The 18,861-nt window shown below is 71.8% G+C and carries 20 protein-coding genes; 13 read left to right on the forward strand and 7 right to left on the reverse strand.

Annotation, left to right across the window (positions count from 1 at the left end):
- Window positions 1-2 precede the first annotated feature (2 nt).
- The 4 genes from AMETH_RS16820 to AMETH_RS35820 are packed head-to-tail and all read right to left on the reverse strand — an operon-like array spanning window position 3 to window position 2,972.
- On the reverse strand, window positions 3-848 hold the full coding sequence (locus AMETH_RS16820; RefSeq protein ID WP_017982280.1) for an ABC transporter permease: 846 nt from the start codon (window positions 846-848) through the stop codon (window positions 3-5).
- Window positions 845-1,822: a daunorubicin resistance protein DrrA family ABC transporter ATP-binding protein gene (locus AMETH_RS16825; RefSeq protein ID WP_017982281.1), complete on the reverse strand. Its 978-nt coding sequence runs from the start codon at window positions 1,820-1,822 to the stop codon at window positions 845-847. Before AMETH_RS16825 ends, AMETH_RS16820 begins: the two co-directional genes overlap by 4 nt.
- Before the next feature lie 17 nt (window positions 1,823-1,839).
- Window positions 1,840-2,400 (reverse strand): NADPH-dependent FMN reductase, encoded by a 561-nt coding sequence (locus AMETH_RS16830; protein WP_017982282.1) that lies wholly within the window; start codon window positions 2,398-2,400, stop codon window positions 1,840-1,842.
- A gap of 32 nt (window positions 2,401-2,432) precedes the next feature.
- Window positions 2,433-2,972 carry a 2'-5' RNA ligase family protein gene (locus tag AMETH_RS35820; protein ID WP_051079401.1) on the reverse strand — a complete coding sequence of 180 codons (540 nt, stop codon included), beginning with the start codon at window positions 2,970-2,972 and terminating at the stop codon, window positions 2,433-2,435.
- A gap of 65 nt (window positions 2,973-3,037) precedes the next feature.
- On the opposite strand from AMETH_RS35820, the gene AMETH_RS16840 reads away from it, so the two are divergent.
- Window positions 3,038-4,591: an acyl--CoA ligase family protein gene (locus AMETH_RS16840; protein WP_017982283.1), complete on the forward strand. Its 1,554-nt coding sequence runs from the start codon at window positions 3,038-3,040 to the stop codon at window positions 4,589-4,591.
- 200 nt (window positions 4,592-4,791) lie between these two features.
- Complete coding sequence (locus AMETH_RS16845; protein ID WP_017982285.1) at window positions 4,792-5,439, forward strand: response regulator; 648 nt, start codon at window positions 4,792-4,794, stop codon at window positions 5,437-5,439.
- 28 nt (window positions 5,440-5,467) lie between these two features.
- On the opposite strand, the gene AMETH_RS16850 is transcribed toward AMETH_RS16845, so the two are convergent.
- Entirely contained in the window at window positions 5,468-6,301 is an 834-nt protein-coding gene (locus AMETH_RS16850; protein WP_017982286.1) for an aldo/keto reductase, read from the reverse strand.
- A 20-nt stretch (window positions 6,302-6,321) separates the two neighbouring features.
- Window positions 6,322-7,506 carry an MFS transporter gene (locus AMETH_RS16855; RefSeq protein WP_017982287.1) on the reverse strand — a complete coding sequence of 395 codons (1,185 nt, stop codon included), beginning with the start codon at window positions 7,504-7,506 and terminating at the stop codon, window positions 6,322-6,324.
- Window positions 7,507-7,641: 135 nt separating this feature from the next.
- Between AMETH_RS16855 and AMETH_RS16860 the strand changes: the two genes are divergently transcribed.
- Both AMETH_RS16860 and AMETH_RS16865 read left to right on the forward strand, forming a co-directional pair.
- The gene (locus tag AMETH_RS16860) at window positions 7,642-8,103 is read left to right on the forward strand and encodes a MarR family winged helix-turn-helix transcriptional regulator (RefSeq protein WP_017982288.1); all 462 of its coding nucleotides are present in this window, start codon (window positions 7,642-7,644) and stop codon (window positions 8,101-8,103) included.
- Window positions 8,104-8,325: 222 nt separating this feature from the next.
- Window positions 8,326-8,607, forward strand: a complete 282-nt coding sequence (locus AMETH_RS16865) for a hypothetical protein (protein WP_017982289.1) — start codon at window positions 8,326-8,328, stop codon at window positions 8,605-8,607.
- A 101-nt stretch (window positions 8,608-8,708) separates the two neighbouring features.
- Here AMETH_RS16865 and AMETH_RS16870 read toward each other — a convergent pair whose 3' ends face one another.
- On the reverse strand, window positions 8,709-9,275 hold the full coding sequence (locus AMETH_RS16870; RefSeq protein WP_017982290.1) for a TetR/AcrR family transcriptional regulator: 567 nt from the start codon (window positions 9,273-9,275) through the stop codon (window positions 8,709-8,711).
- 37 nt (window positions 9,276-9,312) lie between these two features.
- Between AMETH_RS16870 and AMETH_RS16875 the strand changes: the two genes are divergently transcribed.
- From AMETH_RS16875 to AMETH_RS16915, 9 genes are all read left to right on the forward strand, one after another.
- A complete protein-coding gene (locus AMETH_RS16875) occupies window positions 9,313-10,002 on the forward strand; it encodes an LLM class flavin-dependent oxidoreductase (protein ID WP_017982291.1) in 690 nt (229 codons plus the stop codon).
- Window positions 10,003-10,109: 107 nt separating this feature from the next.
- The gene (locus AMETH_RS16880; protein ID WP_017982292.1) at window positions 10,110-11,219 is read left to right on the forward strand and encodes an NDMA-dependent alcohol dehydrogenase; all 1,110 of its coding nucleotides are present in this window, start codon (window positions 10,110-10,112) and stop codon (window positions 11,217-11,219) included.
- Between the two features lie 13 nt (window positions 11,220-11,232).
- A complete protein-coding gene (locus AMETH_RS16885; protein WP_017982293.1) occupies window positions 11,233-12,351 on the forward strand; it encodes an NDMA-dependent alcohol dehydrogenase in 1,119 nt (372 codons plus the stop codon).
- A 59-nt stretch (window positions 12,352-12,410) separates the two neighbouring features.
- Entirely contained in the window at window positions 12,411-14,012 is a 1,602-nt protein-coding gene (locus AMETH_RS16890) for an ABC transporter substrate-binding protein (protein ID WP_017982294.1), read from the forward strand.
- Window positions 13,985-15,013: an ABC transporter permease gene (locus AMETH_RS16895; RefSeq protein WP_017982295.1), complete on the forward strand. Its 1,029-nt coding sequence runs from the start codon at window positions 13,985-13,987 to the stop codon at window positions 15,011-15,013. Before AMETH_RS16890 ends, AMETH_RS16895 begins: the two co-directional genes overlap by 28 nt.
- Window positions 15,000-15,866: an ABC transporter permease gene (locus AMETH_RS16900; protein ID WP_017982296.1), complete on the forward strand. Its 867-nt coding sequence runs from the start codon at window positions 15,000-15,002 to the stop codon at window positions 15,864-15,866. The genes AMETH_RS16895 and AMETH_RS16900 overlap by 14 nt, the downstream gene beginning before the upstream one ends.
- Window positions 15,863-16,876: an ABC transporter ATP-binding protein gene (locus AMETH_RS16905; protein WP_017982297.1), complete on the forward strand. Its 1,014-nt coding sequence runs from the start codon at window positions 15,863-15,865 to the stop codon at window positions 16,874-16,876. The genes AMETH_RS16900 and AMETH_RS16905 overlap by 4 nt, the downstream gene beginning before the upstream one ends.
- Window positions 16,877-16,937: 61 nt before the next feature.
- The gene (locus AMETH_RS16910; RefSeq protein ID WP_017982298.1) at window positions 16,938-17,930 is read left to right on the forward strand and encodes an ABC transporter ATP-binding protein; all 993 of its coding nucleotides are present in this window, start codon (window positions 16,938-16,940) and stop codon (window positions 17,928-17,930) included.
- Complete coding sequence (locus AMETH_RS16915) at window positions 17,930-18,859, forward strand: SDR family NAD(P)-dependent oxidoreductase (RefSeq protein WP_017982299.1); 930 nt, start codon at window positions 17,930-17,932, stop codon at window positions 18,857-18,859. Before AMETH_RS16910 ends, AMETH_RS16915 begins: the two co-directional genes overlap by 1 nt.
- The last annotated feature ends 2 nt before the right edge of the window (window positions 18,860-18,861 follow it).

Genomic DNA, 18,861 nt, shown 5'->3' on the forward strand with positions numbered 1-18,861 from the left:
GCTCACTTGCGGTTGTAGAGCCGCATCGTGAGCGTGCCGAACACCGCGAGCAGCGCGCCGCTGGCGATGAACGTCCACGTGATGTCGCTGCCGTCCGGGGCGCCCATCATCAGGCCGCGGACCGCGTCGGACAGGATCGTCACCGGGTTGACGTTGACGAACACCTGCAGCCAGCCGGGCATCGTGGCCGGGTCGACGAACACGCTGGACAGGAATGTCAGCGGGAACAGCACCATCATGCTGACGCTCATCACCGACTTCTCGGTGCGCAGCAGCAGCCCGAACATGGTCCAGATCCAGGAGAACGCGAACGAGAACACCAGCAACAGACCGATGCCGGCGAGCACGCCGCCGACTCCGCCGGCCGGGCGGAATCCGAGGATCAGCCCGACCGAGAGGATGACCGCCGACGCCGTGCTGTAGCGGAACACGTCGCCCAGCAGCGCGCCGACCAGCGCGGCGGGCCGCCAGATCGGCAGCGTGCGGAACCGGTCGAACACGCCCTTCTCGATGTCGATGTTCACGCCCAGCCCGGTGTACATCGTGATCATCACGACGCTCATGACCAGGATCCCGGGCAGCAGGAACTGCAGGTACTGGGTGGTCGACCCGGCCAGCGCGCCGCCGAACAAGTAGGTGAACATCAGCGTCATCATGATCGGGAACGCGGTGACGTCGAACAGCTGCTCGGGCACGTGCTTGATCTTCAGCATGGCCCGCCAGCCGAACGTCAGCGACGCCGACAGCGCGCTGGGCCGCTGCGGCTGCTCGCCGGCGTCGAGCACGGCGTGCAGGCTTTCGGCGGCCGGGGTGTAGGCCGGGGACGTGTCCGTCGTGGTCGCGGTCATGCCGCTGCCTCCTCTTCCGTGGGGTGGTCGGTGAGGGCCAGGAACACCTCGTCGAGGCTGGGCTGGCCGAGGGAGAAGTCGTCGACGGTGATGCCGGCCTGCGCCAGGTCGGACAGCGCGCGGGCGGCGTGCTCGGCCGCGCCGAGGTCGGACTCGCCACCGCCGATGCGCGCGGTCAGCGACACCGGATCGCCACCCAGCTCCACAGTGGAGCCGAGCGCGCGGGCCATCACCCGCTGCGCCTCGGCGCGCTGGGCGCCGTCACGCAGGCGGACGTGGATCGAGCCGGCGCCGACGGAGGCCTTCAGGTCGCCGGGGGTGCCCTCGGCGATCACCTTGCCGTGGTCGATGACCGCGATCCGCCCGGCGAGGTGGTCGGCCTCGTCGAGGTACTGGGTGGTGAGCAGGACGGTGGTGCCCTGGGCGACGATGATCCGCACGATGTCCCACACCTGGTTGCGGCTGCGCGGGTCCAGGCCGGTGGTCGGCTCGTCCAGGAACAGCACGTCCGGGGTGCGCAGGATGCTTGCCGCGATGTCGATGCGCCGCCGCATGCCGCCGGAGTAGTTCTTCACCTGCCTGCCGCCGGCGTCGGTCAGGCCGAACGCCTCCAGCAGCTGGTCGGCGCGGCGCCGCGCGGCCGGTTTGCGGTGGCCCAGCAGGCGGCCCAGCAGCACGAGGTTCTCGATGCCGGTCAGGTCCTCGTCGATCGAGGCGTACTGGCCGGTGAGGCTCACCCGCTGCCGCACCGCGTCCGGTTCGCGCAGCACGTCGTGGCCGAACACCCTGGCCTGCCCGCCGTCGGGCCGGAGCAGGGTGGCCAGCATCCGCACCGCGGTGGTCTTGCCCGCGCCGTTCGGTCCGAGCACGCCGTACACGGTGCCGGCGGGCACGGCCAGATCGACGCCGTCCACGGCGCGGGTCTTGCCGAACACCTTGACCAGCCCGGACGTTTCGATCGCCAGGTCGCTCATGGTCCTTCCTTCCTTGTTCACGCTACGTAGGGGCGGGCCCGGCGGGCGGCGCGCAGCGCGCGGCCCCACCAGACGAGCTGGTCGAGCATCGGGCCGGCCGCGTGGCGGACGGCCTCGTCACGCGGGCCGCCGTCGGGCCCCATGTCGAAGAGGTTGAAGCTCACGGTGTTGCGCAGGGTCACGGTGTGCAGCTCGGTGAACACCACACGGAGCTGCTCGACCGCGTACAGTCCGGCGCAGCTGCAGCCGTAGGACACGAACGCCACCGGTTTGGCCTGCCACTCGTCGTAGGCGAAGTCGATCGCCTGCTTCAGGGAGGCCGGGAAGCTGCGGTTGTACTCCGGGGTGACGACGACGAACCCGTCCGCGCGGTCGATCTGGGAGGTGAAGGCCGTCATCGCCGGGGTGGCGCGGGCGGGGTAGCGGGCCGGGAAGTCGAACTCCGCGAGGTCCACCACGGACAGGTCGAGGTCGTCGCGCTCGCCCGCGGTGCGGGCGAACCACTGCCCGACCCGCTGCCCGGCGCGGCCCTCCCGGGTGCTCCCGATCAGGACCAGGCCCCTCAGCACGTCCTCCATGGCGGCCTCCTCCCGTTCTCGACCGGGAGGCGCTAGATCGGCCGCTGGATCGGATCTAGCGGGCGGGGCTCCGAAACCGGAACCGGCCTCGCGGCTGCCGGGCGCCGTCGAAGACAGCGAGCCACGGCTCGGTGAGCCGCGCCAGCAGCGGCAGCGCGGCCTCGACCGACCGCACCAGCACGGCGGCCTCCCGCGGGCCCGCGCCCATCGCGAGCGCCGACGTCCTCACCGAAGCGGCCGTCGTAGGGCAAGCACGACCCCGGCCACCCCCGCCGCAGGGCCGCGATCAGCCCGGTGAGCGGCTGGAGCGGGTCGGGCCGCAGGTACTCGAACCCGTCGTGGTGGTGGCAGCGTTCGAACCGGACCTCCATCGCGGGTTGCCGCTCCAGCACATCCGCCAGCGCCGTGACGGTGGCCTCGTGCAGGTCGGCGGCCGGGCGGAACGGGTACAGCAGCGAGATGTGCGCGGGCAGGCCCGGGCGGGCGGCCGGCGACAGTTCGGCCGCACGAGCCAGCAGCGGGTCGGCGGCCGGCACCGGGATCGCCAGCACACTGCGTCCGCGCTCGGTCATGGACCGGTTCCACCGCGGATTCCGGCCCCAGCGGAAACGATCTCGCGCGGGTTACGCTCGACCGCGTGACGGAGCTGTCCTTCGAGCCGCTGTCGCCGGTGTCCTTCCTGGAGCGGGCGGAGGCGGCCCACGGTGACCGGACCGGGGTGGTCGACGGGGAGCGGCGCTTCACCTACGCCGAACTGGCCGACCGGTGCCGCCGGCTGGCCGGGGCGCTCGCGCCGCGCGCGCGGGGGCGGCCGGTCGCCGTCCTCGCGCCGAACACGCACGTGCTGCTGGAGGCCAACTTCGGGGTGCCGTGGGCCGGGGTGCCGCTGGTCGCGGTCAACACCCGCCTGTCCGCGGGCGAGATCGCCTGGATCCTCCAGCACTGCGAGGCCGCGGTGCTGGTGCACGACCCGGTGTTCGACGACCTCGTCGCCGAGGTGCTGGCCAGGCTGGACAGGCCGGTCGAGGTGATCCGCGCGGGGGAGGAGTACGAGGAGCTGCTCGCCGGTGCGACCCCGCGGGCCGAGGCGCCGCGCGACGAGCGCGGCCTGCTGTCGATCAACTACACCTCGGGCACGACCGGTCGCCCGAAGGGCGTGATGTATCACCACCGCGGGGCGTACCTGCAGGCGCTGGCGATGGTCGGGCACACCGGTCTCTCCCCGTCGTCGGTGCACCTGTGGACGCTGCCGATGTTCCACTGCAACGGCTGGTGCTTCCCGTGGGCGGTGACCGCGGCCGCGGCGACGCACGTCTGCCTGCCGAAGGTCGAGCCGGGCCTGGTGTGGCGGCTGATCCGCGATGAGGGCGTCACCCACCTCAACGGCGCCCCGACCGTGCTGTCGATGCTCGCCTACGCGCCGGAGGCCGCGCCGGTCGCGCACCCGGTCCGCGTCGCCACCGGGGGCGCCCCGCCGACCCCGGCGATCCTGCGCCGCATGGGGGAGCTGGGCTTCGACGTCACGCACCTCTACGGCCTCACCGAAACGTTCGGGCCGATCATGATCTGCGACTGGCGTCCGGAGTGGAACGCGCTGGACACCGCCACACAGGCCCGGCTCAAGGCGCGGCAGGGCGTGGGGAACCTGGTGGCCTGCCGGGCCCGGGTCGTGGCCGAGGACGGATCGGACGTGCCCGCCGACGGCGTGACCACCGGAGAGATCGCGGTGCGTGGCAACAACGTCATGCTCGGCTACTACCGGGATCCCGATGCCACCGCCCAGGCCGCGCCGGACGGCTGGTTCCGCACCGGCGATCTCGGCGTGATGCACCCGGACGGCTACGTCGAACTGCGTGACCGCAGCAAGGACGTGATCATCTCCGGCGGCGAGAACATCGCCAGCGTCGAGGTGGAGCAGGCGATCGCCGACCACCCGGCCGTGCTGGAGGTCGCCGTGATCGCGGTGCCGGACGACCACTGGGGCGAGGTGCCCGCGGCCTACGTGACCCTGCACGACGGGGCGTCGGCGACCGCCGAGGAGATCGTCGAGTTCGTCCGGGGGAGGATCGCGCGGTTCAAGGCACCCAGGCGGGTGGTGTTCGGGCCGCTGCCCAAGACGTCCACCGGGAAGATCCAGAAATACGTGCTGCGCGACCAGGCGTGGGCCGGCCGCGCGTCGCGTATCCGATGAGTAACGACACGGGTTAGCGGTCCACCCGGCGGGGTAGCCGGGGAGCAACGAACGCTAGGCAGGGGTGGGCGCGAATGTTGTGGCTGATGTTGCTCGTACCGATCGTGATCCTGGTCTTCGCGGTGAGCCTGCAGAAGTTCGAGGCCGTCATGCTCGGGACCGACCCGCGGGACCGCCGTCGCTATCGATGAGGTGAGGGGATGATCACGGTCTTCCTGGTCGACGACCACGAGGTGGTGCGGCGCGGGGTCGCGGACCTGGTGGAGGCCGATCCGGAGCTGACCGTGGTGGGCGAGGCCTCGACGATGGGCGAGGCGCTGACGCGGATCCCGGCGGTGCGGCCGGACGTGGCGGTGCTGGACCTGCGGCTGCCCGACGGCAGCGGCATCGAGCTGTGCCGGGAACTACGGTCCCGGATGCCGGAGCTGCACTGCCTGATCCTCACGTCCTACACCGACGAGCAGGCGATGCTCGACGCGATCATGGCCGGCGCGGGCGGGTACGTGGTGAAGGACGTGCGCGGCATGGAACTGGTGTCGGCGGTGCGGCAGGTCGGGGCCGGGAAATCGTTGCTGGACAACCGGGCGGCCTCCGCGTTGATGTCCCGGATCCGAGACGAGGCCGGGTCGGCCGGCCCGGTGTCGCGGCTGTCGGAGCAGGAACGCAAGCTACTCGACCTGATCGGCGAAGGGCTGACCAACCGCGAGATCGCCGAACGCATGTTCCTGGCCGAGAAGACCGTGAAGAACTACGTGTCGCGGCTGCTGCACAAGCTCGGGATGCAGCGGCGCACGCAGGCGGCCGTGCTGGCCACGAGCCTGCGCCGGGACCGGCCGGGCCGCCGGTAGCGGCGGCCCGGCCGCGGGTCTTCCGGCGTCAGCGGACGTTGAAGGTGTCCGGGTCGGGCCCGGTCCGCAGGCCCTTCTCCAGCTTCGCCAGCTCGGCGAGGTCGCTTTCGTCGAGCTCGAAGCCGAACACGTCGAGGTTCTCCTTGATCCGGGACGGCGTGACCGACTTCGGGATCACGACGTTGCCCAGCTGCAGGTGCCAGCGCAGCACGATCTGCGCCGGGGTGCGGCCGTGCTTGTCCGCGAGCGCGGTGACGGTCTGCTCGCCGAGCAGGTCGCCGCCCTTGGCCAGCGGGCTCCACGCCTCGGTCACGATGCCGTGCTGGGCGTGGTACTCCCGCAGCTCGGCCTGCTGCAGGTAGGGGTGCAGCTCGATCTGGTTGACCGCGGGCACGATCTGGCTCTCCTGCGCCAGCCGTTCCAGGTGGTCCGGCTGGAAGTTGGACACGCCGATCGCGCGGATGCGGCTGTCGGAGTAGAGGCGCTCGAACGCGCGCCAGCTGGCGGCGTAGCGGTCGGCCTCCGGGACCGGCCAGTGGATCAGGTACAGGTCCAGGTACTCCAGGCCCAGATCGGCCATGCTCTTGTCGAACGCCCGCAGCGTCTCGTCGTAGCCCTGGTCGGAGTTCCACAGCTTGGTGGTGACGAACAGCTCCTCGCGCGCGATGCCGGACTGGGCCAGCGCCTTGCCCACCGCGGCCTCGTTGGCGTAGGCGGTCGCGGTGTCGATGCTGCGGTATCCGGCCTCCAGGGCCGCGGTGACCGCCTGGGTGGTCTCGTCGGCGGGGACCTGGAAGACCCCGTAGCCCACCTGCGGCATGTGCACGCCGTTGTTCAGTTCGACCGTGGGAATGGCGGTCATGTCTTTCCTTTCGCTGTCGTTCATCGGTGGACGGCCGGGATCTCCGGCTGCGTCCGGGTGGCCGGGCGCCGGTCGAGCGCGCCGGAGACCAGCGCGACGCCGAGCCCGGCGGCGGCCAGCACCGCGCCGATCCAGTTCGGCGCGGTGTAGCCGAGGCCGTGGCCGATCGCGAGCCAGCCCAGCCAGGCGCCGCCCGCGTAGCCGAGGTCGAAGGCCGCGATGTTCGCGGCCGACGCCAGTGCCGGTGCGTCCCCGGCCTTGGCCATGACGCGGGCCTGCAGCGGCGGCACGGCCGCGAACCCGGCGGCGCCGAGCAACGCGATCGTGACGGCGGCGGGCAGCTGCGCGTGCGCGGTGAAGACGAACGCGACGAGCACCACGGCCAGCGCGGCCAGTATGACGTACAGGCTCGGCATCAGCGCGCGGTCGGCGGCCTTGCCCCCGAGCAGGTTGCCCGCCACCAGCCCCCCGCCAAACAACACGAGGAGCCAGGTCACTGGGCCGGGGGAGAAGCCGGCGACGCCGGTCGTCGTGGGGGCGATGTAGGTGAAGGAGGCGAACACCCCGCCGAAGCCGAGCGCGGTCATGGCCAGCGCGAGCCACACCTGGGGCCGCCGGAACACGGCCAGCGCGCTGCGCAGGCTCTGGCCCTCGGTGACGGGCTGGCGGGGGACGAGTGCGACGACGCCCAGCAGGGCGATCACGCCCAGGCCGGCCACCGCCCAGAACGTGGAGCGCCAGCCGAGCTGCTGGCCCAGCGCGGTGCCGCCGGGCACGCCGAGCACGTTGGCGACGGTCAGGCCGGTGAACATGATCGCGATGGCGCTCGCCTGTCGGGACTTCGGCACGAGCGAGGCGGCGACGACCGAGCCGACGCCGAAGAACGCGCCGTGCGAGAGGGCGGCGATCACGCGGCCGGTCATGAGCAGACCGTATCCGGGTCCGATCGCGGAGACGACGTTGCCCGCGATGAACAACACCATCAGGCCGGTGAGGACGGTCTTGCGCGGCACCTTCGAGCCGAGCGCGGTGAGCAGGGGCGCGCCGACCACGACGCCCAGGGCGTAACCGGAGATCAGGAGCCCGGCCGTGGACACCGAGACACCGAGGTCGGTGGCGACCTCGGGCAGCAGGCCCATGATCACGAACTCCGGGGTGCTGATGCCGAAGGCGGCGATGGCCAGCGCGATGAGGGCGACAGGCATGTGCTTCCTCGTGAGAGCTTGTGGGATCAGCTTAACAACTACCCGCTTTCGCAATAGTTGCACACGCGGACTATTGTCGACGACGGCTAGGCTGGCGGGCAAGTAGACTGGGGGCCTGCGAGGAAGAGGTGAAGCGTGTCACTGCCCGACGACGCGGTCGAAGCCCGCGCGCACGGCTGGCGGACCCTGGCGGCGCTGCACGCCCGGATCGAGGACCGGCTGGAGCGCGCGCTGCAACGTGACCACGAGCTGTCCGTGAGCGAGTACACGGTGCTGGAGGTGCTGTCCCGCCAGGACGGCTTCCACCTGCGCATGAACCAGCTCTCCAGTGCCGTCGTGCTGAGCCAGTCCGCGACCACGCGGCTGGTCAGCAGGCTGGAGGACCGGGGGCTGCTGCAGCGCTACCTGTGCCCGACCGATCGGCGCGGGATCTACACGGAGGTGACCGCGGCGGGGCGGGAGCTGCTGGACGCCGCGCGGCCCACCCACGACCGGGCGCTGACGGAGGCGTTGGCGGCGGCGGAGGAGCTGCCGGAGCTGGCGCCGCTGGTGGCGGCGCTGCAGGCGCTGGAGTTGCCGGCGGCCGCTGGGCGCTGACGCCGGGCTGCTCGGTATCGGCTGCGTTGGCGCCCGCGGATTTCTGTTCGTTCCCCTGTGCCCGGTCGCGGCTGCGCGGCTTGGGGCACGCGGTGTGGCGGGCGCGCTGGGTGGCGGACCGTGCGTGCAGGGGCGCGGGGCTGTCCGGCCGCCGCGGTAAGGGGCCGGGTGTGTCGATCAACTTCGGTGGCGTGCTGGCGCTCGCGGGGCTGCTGGCCGTCGGTGGGTGCGCCGCTCCTTCCGGGCGGCGAGGGGATCACCGAGAGCTTCACCGACAAGGGGCAGGGCAGCGTGTCCTGCCGGCTGAGCGTGGACGGCTCGACCGTGCTCTACTTCGCGGCCGACGTCACTGACCGCGGCACCCCCGCGGTGTCCCCCGACGACGACGGGCCGTGGCGGCTCGGGAACCCCGAACTCGTCGACGGCGTGGGCGACGTGACGGCGGTGGCGGACCGCGGGGCCAAAGCAGCGGCCGAATGCGCACACGCCGGACAGCCGCGGTAGTTCGTGGGTCTCGTCCAGTCGGAGGCCGCACCTCCGCTGGACGCGTTGCTGACGTTCCTGGCGAGCTGGTTCCCGTCGGCGCGCCGCGCTGGGGTACTGACTCAGCGCAGTCCGGCGATCAGCAGTTCCACCAGGCGGCGGGCGTCGTAGCGGGGGTCCGAGTCCGCGCCGACGCACAGGTTTCCCACGCCGCGCATCAGGGCGTACGCCTCGATCTCCCGGCGGATCTCGCCCGCGGCGCGCGCGGCGTCCAGCAGGTTCGCGCACACCGGGACCAGCCGGTCCAAAAAGTTGCCGTGCAGCGCGGCGAAACCCGCCTCGTCGGACTGCAGCACGCCAGCCAGGCCGTGCTTCGTCACCAGGAAGTCCACGAACAGGTCCACCCACTTCCGCAGCGCCTCGTACGGCGCCTCGCTCGCTAGCAGCGCCGTACCGGCCTCGGCGCAGGCGTCGACTTGGTGTCGGTACACGGCGATGATCAGGTCCGCCCTGGTGGGGAAGTGGCGGTAGATCGTGCCCATCCCGACTCCGGCCTCCGCGGCGATGTCCCGCACCGGCGCGTCCACGCCTGTCCGCACGAACACCGCGGCGGCCGCGTCCAGCAGGGCCTTCTCGTTCCGCCGGGCGTCGGCCCGCTTGGTCCGGGCTGGCTTCCCCTCGTCGGCCACGCGCACCTCCTTGTTAAGCGGAACAAGGTTCCGTATTGTGGCCCTGGCCGCGCAGACCAGCCGCCTGCGCCTCGGGCTCCTGGTGACCAGCAACCGGTTCCGCCCGCCCGCGGTGCTGGCCAACGTCGCCACCACCGTGGACGTCGTCTCGGGCGGCCGCCTCGACTTCGGCATCGGCATCGGCGTCGGCTCGCGGCCCGGCCACCCGCTCGCCCGCCGTGATTACGAGGCACACGGCCTGCCCTTCCACGACGCCCCGGACGCCACCGCGAGCCTCGCCGAGGCCCTCACCGTCGTCCGCCGCCTGTGGACCGAGGAGCGCCCGTTCGACTTCGACGGCGCCCACGTGAAGCTCACCGGAGCGTTCGGCAACCCGAAACCGGTGCAGCGTCGCGGCCCGCCGATCCTCGTCGGCGGCCGCGCGAAGGCGACGCTGCGGATGGTCGCCGAGCACGCCGACCTGTGGAACATCCCGGGCGGCGACCTCGGCGACGCCATCGAGCGCAGCGCCCTGCTGGGCCGCTACTGCCACGAGATCGGCCGCGACCCGGCGGCGGTCACGCGGTCGATCCGCTTGCCGGTTTCCTACGAGCGGCCGGGCGACACCCGCGAGGCGATCGCCGCGGCCGCCGACGCCGGCTTCACCCACTTCGTCCTCGGCCTGGCCGCGCCCTACCCGCCCGGCGTCGCCGGGTGTCTGGCCGAGGAGGTGATCACGGCGGCCTGAGCCCGGCCGCGCCCAAGGTTTTCGTGACGTGGAAAGGGCGCTGGTGCCGCCGGTGGCCCGAAGCGAAGGTGGGTCGAGCCACCCCACGTCAGCGAACGGGGACCTTCATGACCATCACCACGCGAGCCGCGGTGTGCCGGGATCCCCGGCACCCCTGGGAGATCATCGACCTCGACCTGGACGAGCCGAAGGCGCACGAGGTCCGGATCCGCTTCCACGCGGCCGGCCTGTGCCACTCCGACGACCACATCCAGAAGGGCGACGCGCAGATGCGCTTCCCCGTGGTCGGCGGGCACGAGGGCGCCGGGGTCGTCGAGGCCGTCGGCGCGGACGTCACCCGCGTCGCGGCCGGCGACCACGTCGTCTGCTCCTTCATCCCGGCCTGCGGCCAGTGCCGCTACTGCTCCACCGGGCACCAGAACCTGTGCGACGCAGGCAAGAACGCCTCCACCGGGGAGTTCCCCGACGGCACGTTCCGCTTCCACGCCGGCGGCGAGGACTTCGGCGGGCTGTGCGTGCTCGGCACCTTCTCGCAGTACGCGGTCGTGTCGGAGTTCTCCTGCATCCCGATCCCGCGGGACATCCCGTTCGAGATCGCCGCGCTGGTCGGCTGCGGCGTGCCGACCGGCTGGGGCTCGGCGGTGTACGCGGCGGGCGTGCGTGCCGGGGAGACCGTCGTGATCTACGGCGCCGGTGGCGTCGGCAGCAACGCTGTGCAGGGCGCGCGCTACGCCGGGGCGAAGAACGTGGTCGTGGTCGATCCTGTGGAGTTCAAGCGGGACATGGCGAAGGTGTTCGGCGCGACCCACACCTTCGCCACCGCCAAGGAAGCACACGACTTCGTCGTCGAAACCACCTGGGGCCAGCTCGCCGACCACGCGATCATCACCGTCGGCGTCCTGCACGACGAGGTGATCGCCCGCGCGCTCGATGTCGTCGGCAAGAGCGGCAAGGTCACCATCACCGCCGTCGGAGGCGGCTGGATCGACGCCAACGCGGGCCTGTTCATCGGCTACCAGCGGCGGGCGCAGGGCGCGTTGTTCGGCAACTGCAACCCGCTCTACGACGTGCCACGCCTGCTGGGGCTGTACCGCTCGGGCGACCTGAAACTGGACGAGCTGATCACCCGGCGCTACACGCTCGACCAGGTCAACGACGGCTACCAGGACATGCTCGACGGCAAGAACATCCGCGGCGTCATCGTCCACGAGCACTGAAGGGGATCGCGACATGAGCATCACCACCCGCGCCGCCGTCGCCCGCGCGCCCCACCGCCCGTGGGAGATCACCGAGCTGCAGCTCGACGAGCCGAAGGCGCACGAGGTGCGCGTCAAGTTCCACGCCGCCGGGCTGTGCCACTCCGACGACCACATCACCAATGGCGACGCCCCGGTGCGGCTGCCGATCGTCGGCGGCCACGAGGGCGCCGGCGTCGTCGAGTCGGTCGGCCCGCACGTCACCCGGGTCAAACCCGGCGACCGGATCGTCTGCTCCTACATCCCCGCCTGCGGCAAGTGCCGTCCCTGCTCGACCGGGCACCAGAACATGTGCGACGAGGGCAAGAACGCCTCCACCGGCATGTTCGCCGACGGCACGTTCCGCTTCCACGCCGACGGCGAGGACTTCGGCGGGTTCTGCACCCTCGGCACGTTCTCGCAGTACGCGGTGGTGTCCGAATGGGCCTGCCTGCGCCTGCCCGACGACATCCCGTTCGAGATCGCCGCGCTGGTCGGCTGCGGCGTGCCGACCGGCTGGGGCTCGGCGGTGTACGCGGCGGGCGTGCGTGCCGGGGAGACCGTCGTGATCTACGGCGCCGGTGGCGTCGGCAGCAACGCTGTGCAGGGCGCGCGCTACGCCGGGGCGAAGAACGTGGTCGTGGTCGATCCTGTGGAGTTCAAGCGGGACATGGCGAAGGTGTTCGGCGCGACCCACACCTTCGCCACCGCCAAGGAAGCACACGACTTCGTCGTCGAAACCACCTGGGGCCAGCTCGCCGACCACGCCATCTGCACCCCCGGCGTGCTCACCGAGGAGATCGTCAACGCGGCTGTGCGGGTCACCGGCAAGGGTGGCAAGGTCACCGTCACCGCCGTCGGCAAGATCGACGAGCGCGCGGTGCATTTCCCCGCCGGCATGCTGATCGGCTACCAGCGGCAGCTGCGCGGCGCGTTGTTCGGCGACAGCAACCCGCTCTACGACGTGCCACGCCTGCTGGGGCTGTACCGCTCGGGCGACCTGAAACTGGACGAGCTGATCACCCGGCGCTACACGCTCGACCAGGTCAACGACGGCTACCAGGACATGCTCGACGGCAAGAACATCCGCGGCGTCATCGTCCACGAGCACTGACGCCCCGCACCTCCCAACCCCCCACCGATGGCGGCTCCGCAACGAAGCGGGAGATCGACATGCGCACACCCATCCCACGTTTCCTCGCCGCCTTCGCGGCGCTGATCCTCCTCGCCGCCTGTGGCGGCGGGGGCCAGGCCGGTCAGGGCGGCGCGGCCGCCGGGCCCCCGCAACGTGGCGGGAGCATCACCGTGCTGGAGCTGAACTCCTTCGCCGGAGCCTGGCCCAGCGGACTGGACCCGGCGACCAACACGACCGGCGGCGCGAACCTGTCCCAGATGAACGCGATCTTCGGCGGCCTGTTCGCGCTGACCGCGGACGAGGACGGCGGAAACGCCCGCGTCGTCCCGGAACTGGCCAGCGGCTACGAGCTCGCCGACGGCGACCGGACAATCCGCATCACCATCCGCGACGGCGTGAAGTTCAGCGACGGCACGCCCTTCGACGCCGAGGCGGTCGCCTTCAACTTCCGCCGCGACATCACCTCGACCTGCACCTGCGCCCCGCGCTGGCCGCTGGCCGAGCAGAACGGCATCTCCGTCGAGGGCAATTCCGTCGTGCTGCGGTTCACCCGCCCGTACGGCGCGGTGATCAACTCGATGGTGGTGTCCAACGTGAACTGGATCGCCTCGCCCACCGCGCTGCAGCAGATGGGCCCCGAGCAGTTCAAGATCACCCCGGTCGGCGCGGGCCCGTTCAAGGTGGTGTCCAACCAGCTGTCCTCGGAGCTGAAGCTGACCCGCAACGAGAACTACTTCAAGCCCGGACTGCCCTACCTGGACAACCTGACGTTCAAGTCGGTCGGCGGCGACCAGCCCGCCTACCAGGCGATCCTGGCCGGGCAGGCGCAGGCCTACGAGGGCATGAACACCACCCCGCTGATCGAGCAGGCGCAGGCGAACAAGCAGCTGACCGTCACCATCCAGCCGCCCACCTCGCCGTACCTGATCCAGCTCAACACGAAGACCGCGCCGTTCGACAACCAGAAGGCGCGCGAGGCGGTCTACTACGCGACCAATGTGGACGCGATCCGCAAGGGACTGTTCAAGGACTGGTACCCGGCCGCGCAAACCTTCACCGGACCGGGCGGGCTGTTCCACCACGACACCATCGACGGGTACCGCACCTACGACCCGGACAAGGCCCGCGCCCTGGTCGCCGAGCTGGGCGGGCTCACTGTCGACCTCGGCACGCTCAAGAGCTACGTCGCCGAGCAGGTGATGACCGCGCTGCAGAGCCAGTGGGAGGCCGTGGGCATCAAGACCACGATCCACTCCGACCAGCTCAACGCCCTGATCGGCAACTTCAACTCGAACAAGTGGCAGGCGATGCTGCAGACCGCTGGGGCGTGGGATCCCGCGGCCGGTGTCGGCGTCGGGTTCCGCTTCGCCGCCACCTCGCCGTTCAGCGGCGTCAGCGACCCGGCCCTGGACGACCTGCTCAACCAGGCCGCGGCCACCGTCGACCCGGCCACCCGGGAGACGCTGTACCTGCAGGCGGGCAAGCGGATCAGCGACAACGCCTACGCGCCCTACATCCTGGCCTTCGCCCCGGCCAACGTGACCGCGGCCGGCGTGCACGGGCCCGGGCTGACCACGAAGATCCCGCCGGTCCTGGTCAACACCGGGGTGCTGTGGGACCAGGTCTGGACGAGCCGGTGACGGCGATCGGCGCGCCACGGCGGCTGCCGGGGCCGCTGACCTCACCGGCGCTGCGGCTGGTGGCCCGGCGGCTGCTCACAGCGGTCCCCATCGTGCTCGGCGTCAGCGTCCTCACCTTCGCGGTGCTGAGCCTGATCCCGGGCGACACGGCGCAGCTGCTGCTGGGCCCGGAGGCCACGCCCGAGCAGATCGCCGCGCTCAACCAGCAGATGGGGCTGGACCGGCCCGCGGTGGTGCGCTACCTGGACTGGCTCGGCGGCGCGGTCACCGGTGACCTCGGGAACTCGCTGGTCAGCGGGCAGCCGGTGACCGACGAGCTCGGGTCCCGGCTGGCGGTCAGCGGCGAGCTGGTGGGGCTGGCGTTCGTGCTGTCACTGGGGCTGGCGATCCCGGTCGCCCTGATCGCGGCCCGCCGCCCCAACCGGCTCACCGACCGGGTGAGCATGCTGGTCAGCATCACCGGCCTGTCGCTGGCGAACTACGTGCTCGCGCTGCTGCTCGTGCTGGTGTTCGCGGTGCAGCTGGCGGTGTTCCCCGCCATCGGGTTCGTGCCGCTGGAGCAGGGGCTGGGCGCGAACTTGCACTCGCTGTTCCTGCCCGCGCTGGCGATCGCGTTCCCGCTGTTCTGCTTCTACACCCGGTTCCTGCGCGGCGACCTGGTGGACCAGCTGCACGGCGAGGACTACATCACCACGGCGCGGGCGAAGGGGATCGGGCCGTGGCAGGTGCTGCTGCGGCACGCGTTCCGCAACTCGGCGTTCGGGCTGATCACCGTGGTCGGGCTCAACCTGGGCACGATGATCGGCGCGACCGTGATCATCGAGCAGATCTTCGCCCTGCCCGGCATCGGGCAGATGCTGCTGTCGGCCATCAACAGCCGCGACTTCGTCGTGGTCCAGGCCTGCGTGGTGGTCTTCGCCGTGGTCGCGGTGGCCGCCAACCTGCTGACCGACCTGCTCTACGCCGTACTCGACCCGAGGATCCGCTATGGCGACGGTTGATCTGCCCACGGCGCTGCCCGCGGCGCGTCCGTCCCGCGTGCGCGGCTGGCTGCGGCACGTCGAACTGGGCGTCCCGCTGGCGCTGCTCGCGCTGGTGTTCGGCGCGTGCTTCCTGTGGCCGCTGGTCGCCTCGGTGCCCGAGCCGATCGGCGGGGACGTGCTGGAGTCGAACCTGCCCGCGTTCTCGCCGGGCCACCTGCTGGGCACCGACCCCAACGGCAACGACGTCTGGTCCCGGCTCCTGCACGGCGGGCAGTCCTCGCTGATCGTCGGTGTCGCGGTCAACGTGCTGGGCCTGCTGGCAGGCGGCACCCTCGGCGCGGTGAGCGCCTACCTCGGCGGCGCGGTGGACGCGGTGATCATGCGCGTGCTGGACGTGCTGATCGCGTTCCCGTCGCTGGTGCTGACCCTGGCGGTGGCGCAGAGCCTCGGGCCGAGCCAGGTGAACACGATCCTGGCGCTGGCGTTCTTCTCGGTGCCTGCGTTCGCGCGGATCTCCCGTGCCGCGACGCTGCGGTTGCGGGAGCAGCCGTTCATGGTCGCCGCGCACCTGTCCGGCACGCGGGTGTGGCGGATGCTGTTCCGGCACCTCGCGCCGAACATCGCGCCGCAGCTGGTGACGTTCTCGATGCTGGGCATGGGCATCGTGATCGTGATCGAGGGCGCGCTGAGCTTCCTCGGCCTCGGCATCCCGCCACCCGCGCCGAGCTGGGGCAACATGATCTCCCAGGGACAGGCGAGCCTGTCGGCGACGCCGACGCTCGTGGTCTGGCCGTCCCTGGCGCTCTTTGTGACCGTCCTGGCATTCAACCTGCTGGGCGAGACGCTACGGGGACGCTGGAGCGGCCGATGAGCATCGACGAACTGACCACGCCGGCGTCCGTGCGGACCGGGACGCTGCTGGAGGTCGAGGACCTGCACGTGACGTTCGCGGCCCGGGGACGCACGGTGCGCGCGGTCAACGGGCTGTCCTACCGGCTGGAGGCGGGCCGGACGCTGGCGATCATCGGCGAGTCCGGGTCGGGCAAGTCGGTCAGCTCGCGGGCGCTGATGGGGCTGCTGCCGCCGACGGCGCGGATCACCGGATCGGCGCGCTACCGCGGCGTCGAGCTGCTCGGCCTGCCGGAACGGCGGATGCGGCGGCACCGGGGCGCGGACCTGGCGATGGTGTTCCAGGACCCGGCGCGGTCGCTGAACCCGACGATGCGGATCGGCGTGCAGATCACCGAGGCGGTGCGCGCGCACGGCGACCACGACCGGCGCGCCGCCCGGGACCGCGCGATGGACCTGCTGAAACTGGTGCGGTTGCCGGCCCCGGAGCGGCGGTTCCACGAGTACCCGCACCAGCTCTCCGGCGGCATGCGCCAGCGGGTGATGATCGCGATCGCGCTGGCCGCGGACCCGAAGCTGCTGATCGCCGACGAGGCCACCACGGCGCTGGACGTGACCACGCAGGCGCAGATCATGGAGCTGCTGCTGGAACTGCAGGAGCGGCTCGGCACGGCGATCATCCTGATCAGCCACGACCTCGGGCTCGCGGCGACCTACGCGCACGACGTGATCGTGATGTACGCGGGACGGGCGGTGGAGTACGCGGCGGCGCCGGCGCTGTTCTCGCGGGTGCGGATGCCGTACACGAAGGCGTTGCTGGGCGCGATCCCGCGGGTGGAGCGCCCGCCGCACGCCGAGCTGCCGGTCACGCCGGGGCAGCCGCCCGACCTGACGAACCTGCCGTCCGGGTGCCCGTTCGCGCCCCGCTGCGACCGTGCCGCGTCCGATTGCGTGGCCGAGGCGCCCCCGCTGACCGAACACGAGCCGGGACACGCGTGGGCGTGCTGGCACCCCTGCGAGGAGGACGTATGACACCGGTGACGTGGTGCACGGTGCGCGGGCGCGGCCGGTCCACTCTGGATGGAGCGGACCGATGACCACTGTGGAGGAACCGCTGCTGGAGGCGCGCAACCTGGTGCAGGAGTTCACCGTCCGGGGCCGGGGCGGCACGCGTGGCGGGGTGGTGCACGCGTTGTCCGACGTGTCGTTCGACATCCGCCCGCGCGAGACGCTCGGCGTGGTGGGGGAGACCGGCTCGGGCAAGTCGACGCTGGCCCGCTCGATCCTGCAGGCCCCGCGGCCCAAGGCCGGCTCGGTGCGGTTGCGCGGTATGGACCTCGCGACCGTGAAGGGCCGGCGGCTCGCGGACGCCCGGCGGCACGTGCAGATGGTGTTCCAGGACCCGTTCGGCTCCCTCAACCCGCGGTGGCGCGTCACCGACATCGTCGAGGAGCCGATGGTCGGCTACCGCACCGCGCCCGCCGCCGAGCGGCGCCGTCGGGCGCGGGACCTGCTGGACCTGGTCGGGCTGAACCCGGACACGTTCGGGCGGCGGCGTCCGCACGAGTTGTCCGGCGGGCAGTGCCAGCGGGTCGCGATCGCCCGCGCGCTGGCGCTGGACCCGGCGCTGATCGTGTGCGATGAGGCCGTGTCCTCTTTGGACGTGCTGATCCAGGCGCAGGTGCTGAACCTGTTCGAGCGGCTGCGGTCGGAGCTGGGACTGTCCTACCTGTTCATCTCGCACGACCTGGCGCTGGTCAAGCAGGTCAGCGACCGGGTCGGGGTGATGCACCTCGGGCAGCTGTGCGAGATCGGCCCGGCGGAGGAGATCTACCGCGCGCCCCGGCACCCGTACACGGTCGCGCTGCTGGAGTCCATCCCGCACGTGGACGCCGACGCGGCCGCGAACCGCCGTCCGGTCACCATCCGCGGCGAGCCGCCGTCGCCGATCTCGCCGCCCAGCGGCTGCCGGTTCCGCACCCGCTGCCCGCGGGCGCGGGACAGGTGCGCGGTGGAAACGCCGCTGCTGCGCGAGCTCGCGCCCGGCCACCAGGCCGCCTGTCACTTCCCGGAGGAGGACGTCTGATGGAGATCTCGCTCGAGGGCAAGGTGGCGCTGGTGACCGGCGCCGGGCCGAACATCGGCAGCGGCATCGCGCTCGCGCTGGCCCGCTACGGCGCCGAGGTGGCGTGCAACGACCTGGACCCGGCGGCGGCGAAGGCCGCGGCCGACCGGATCGAGCGCAACGGCGGCACGGCGATGGCCGTCCCCGGCGACGTGACCGACCCCGAGCAGGTCCGCGAGTACCTCGCGACCGTCGTGGACGCCTGGGGGCACGTCGACATCCTGGTCAACAACGCGGCGCTGCTCGGCGGGCGCGGGGTGCTGGACGAGAGCCCGGCCTTCTTCCAGCACGCGGTGAACGTGGCCGCGATGGGCAACTTCCTCAACACCCAGCTGGTCGGCAGGCACATGGCGGAGCGGGGGATCCGCGGCTCGATCGTGGCGATCTCGTCGTCCAACGGGTGGTCCGGCAGCGCCGGGGTGATCGCGTACGCGTTTCACAAGGGCGGGGTCAACAACTTCGTCCGTGCGGCGGCGATGGATCTCGCGCCGTACGGGATCCGGGTCAACAGCTTCACCCCGACCGCGCCGGCCCCGGACAACCCGGCGCTGATCGCGGAGCAGGGTCCGGGCGGCGTGCTGGACAGGCCGCGCCGGGCCGGGATCGGTGGCGCGGACGGCAACGAGGCGTGGCGCCGCCCGTCGCGGTGGGCGGGGGAGCGGGTGCCGCTGGTGCCGATGGGCACGACCGGCACCCCGACCGACATCGGGCACGCGGTGGCGTGGCTGTGCTCGGACTACGCGCGCCTGATCACCGGCTGCGACCTGGTCGTCGACGGCGGCGCGAGGGCGAAGAACTTCGCCTACCACCCGGCGCCGGCGAGCGAGCTGGCCGGCCCGGCGCCGCTGATCCCGCTCGACGTGACGGGCGAACTGGACCGGGAGGCGTGACC

The sequence above is a fragment of the Amycolatopsis methanolica 239 genome, from assembly GCF_000739085.1.
GTDB classification, from domain to species: Bacteria; Actinomycetota; Actinomycetes; order Mycobacteriales; family Pseudonocardiaceae; genus Amycolatopsis_E; species Amycolatopsis_E methanolica.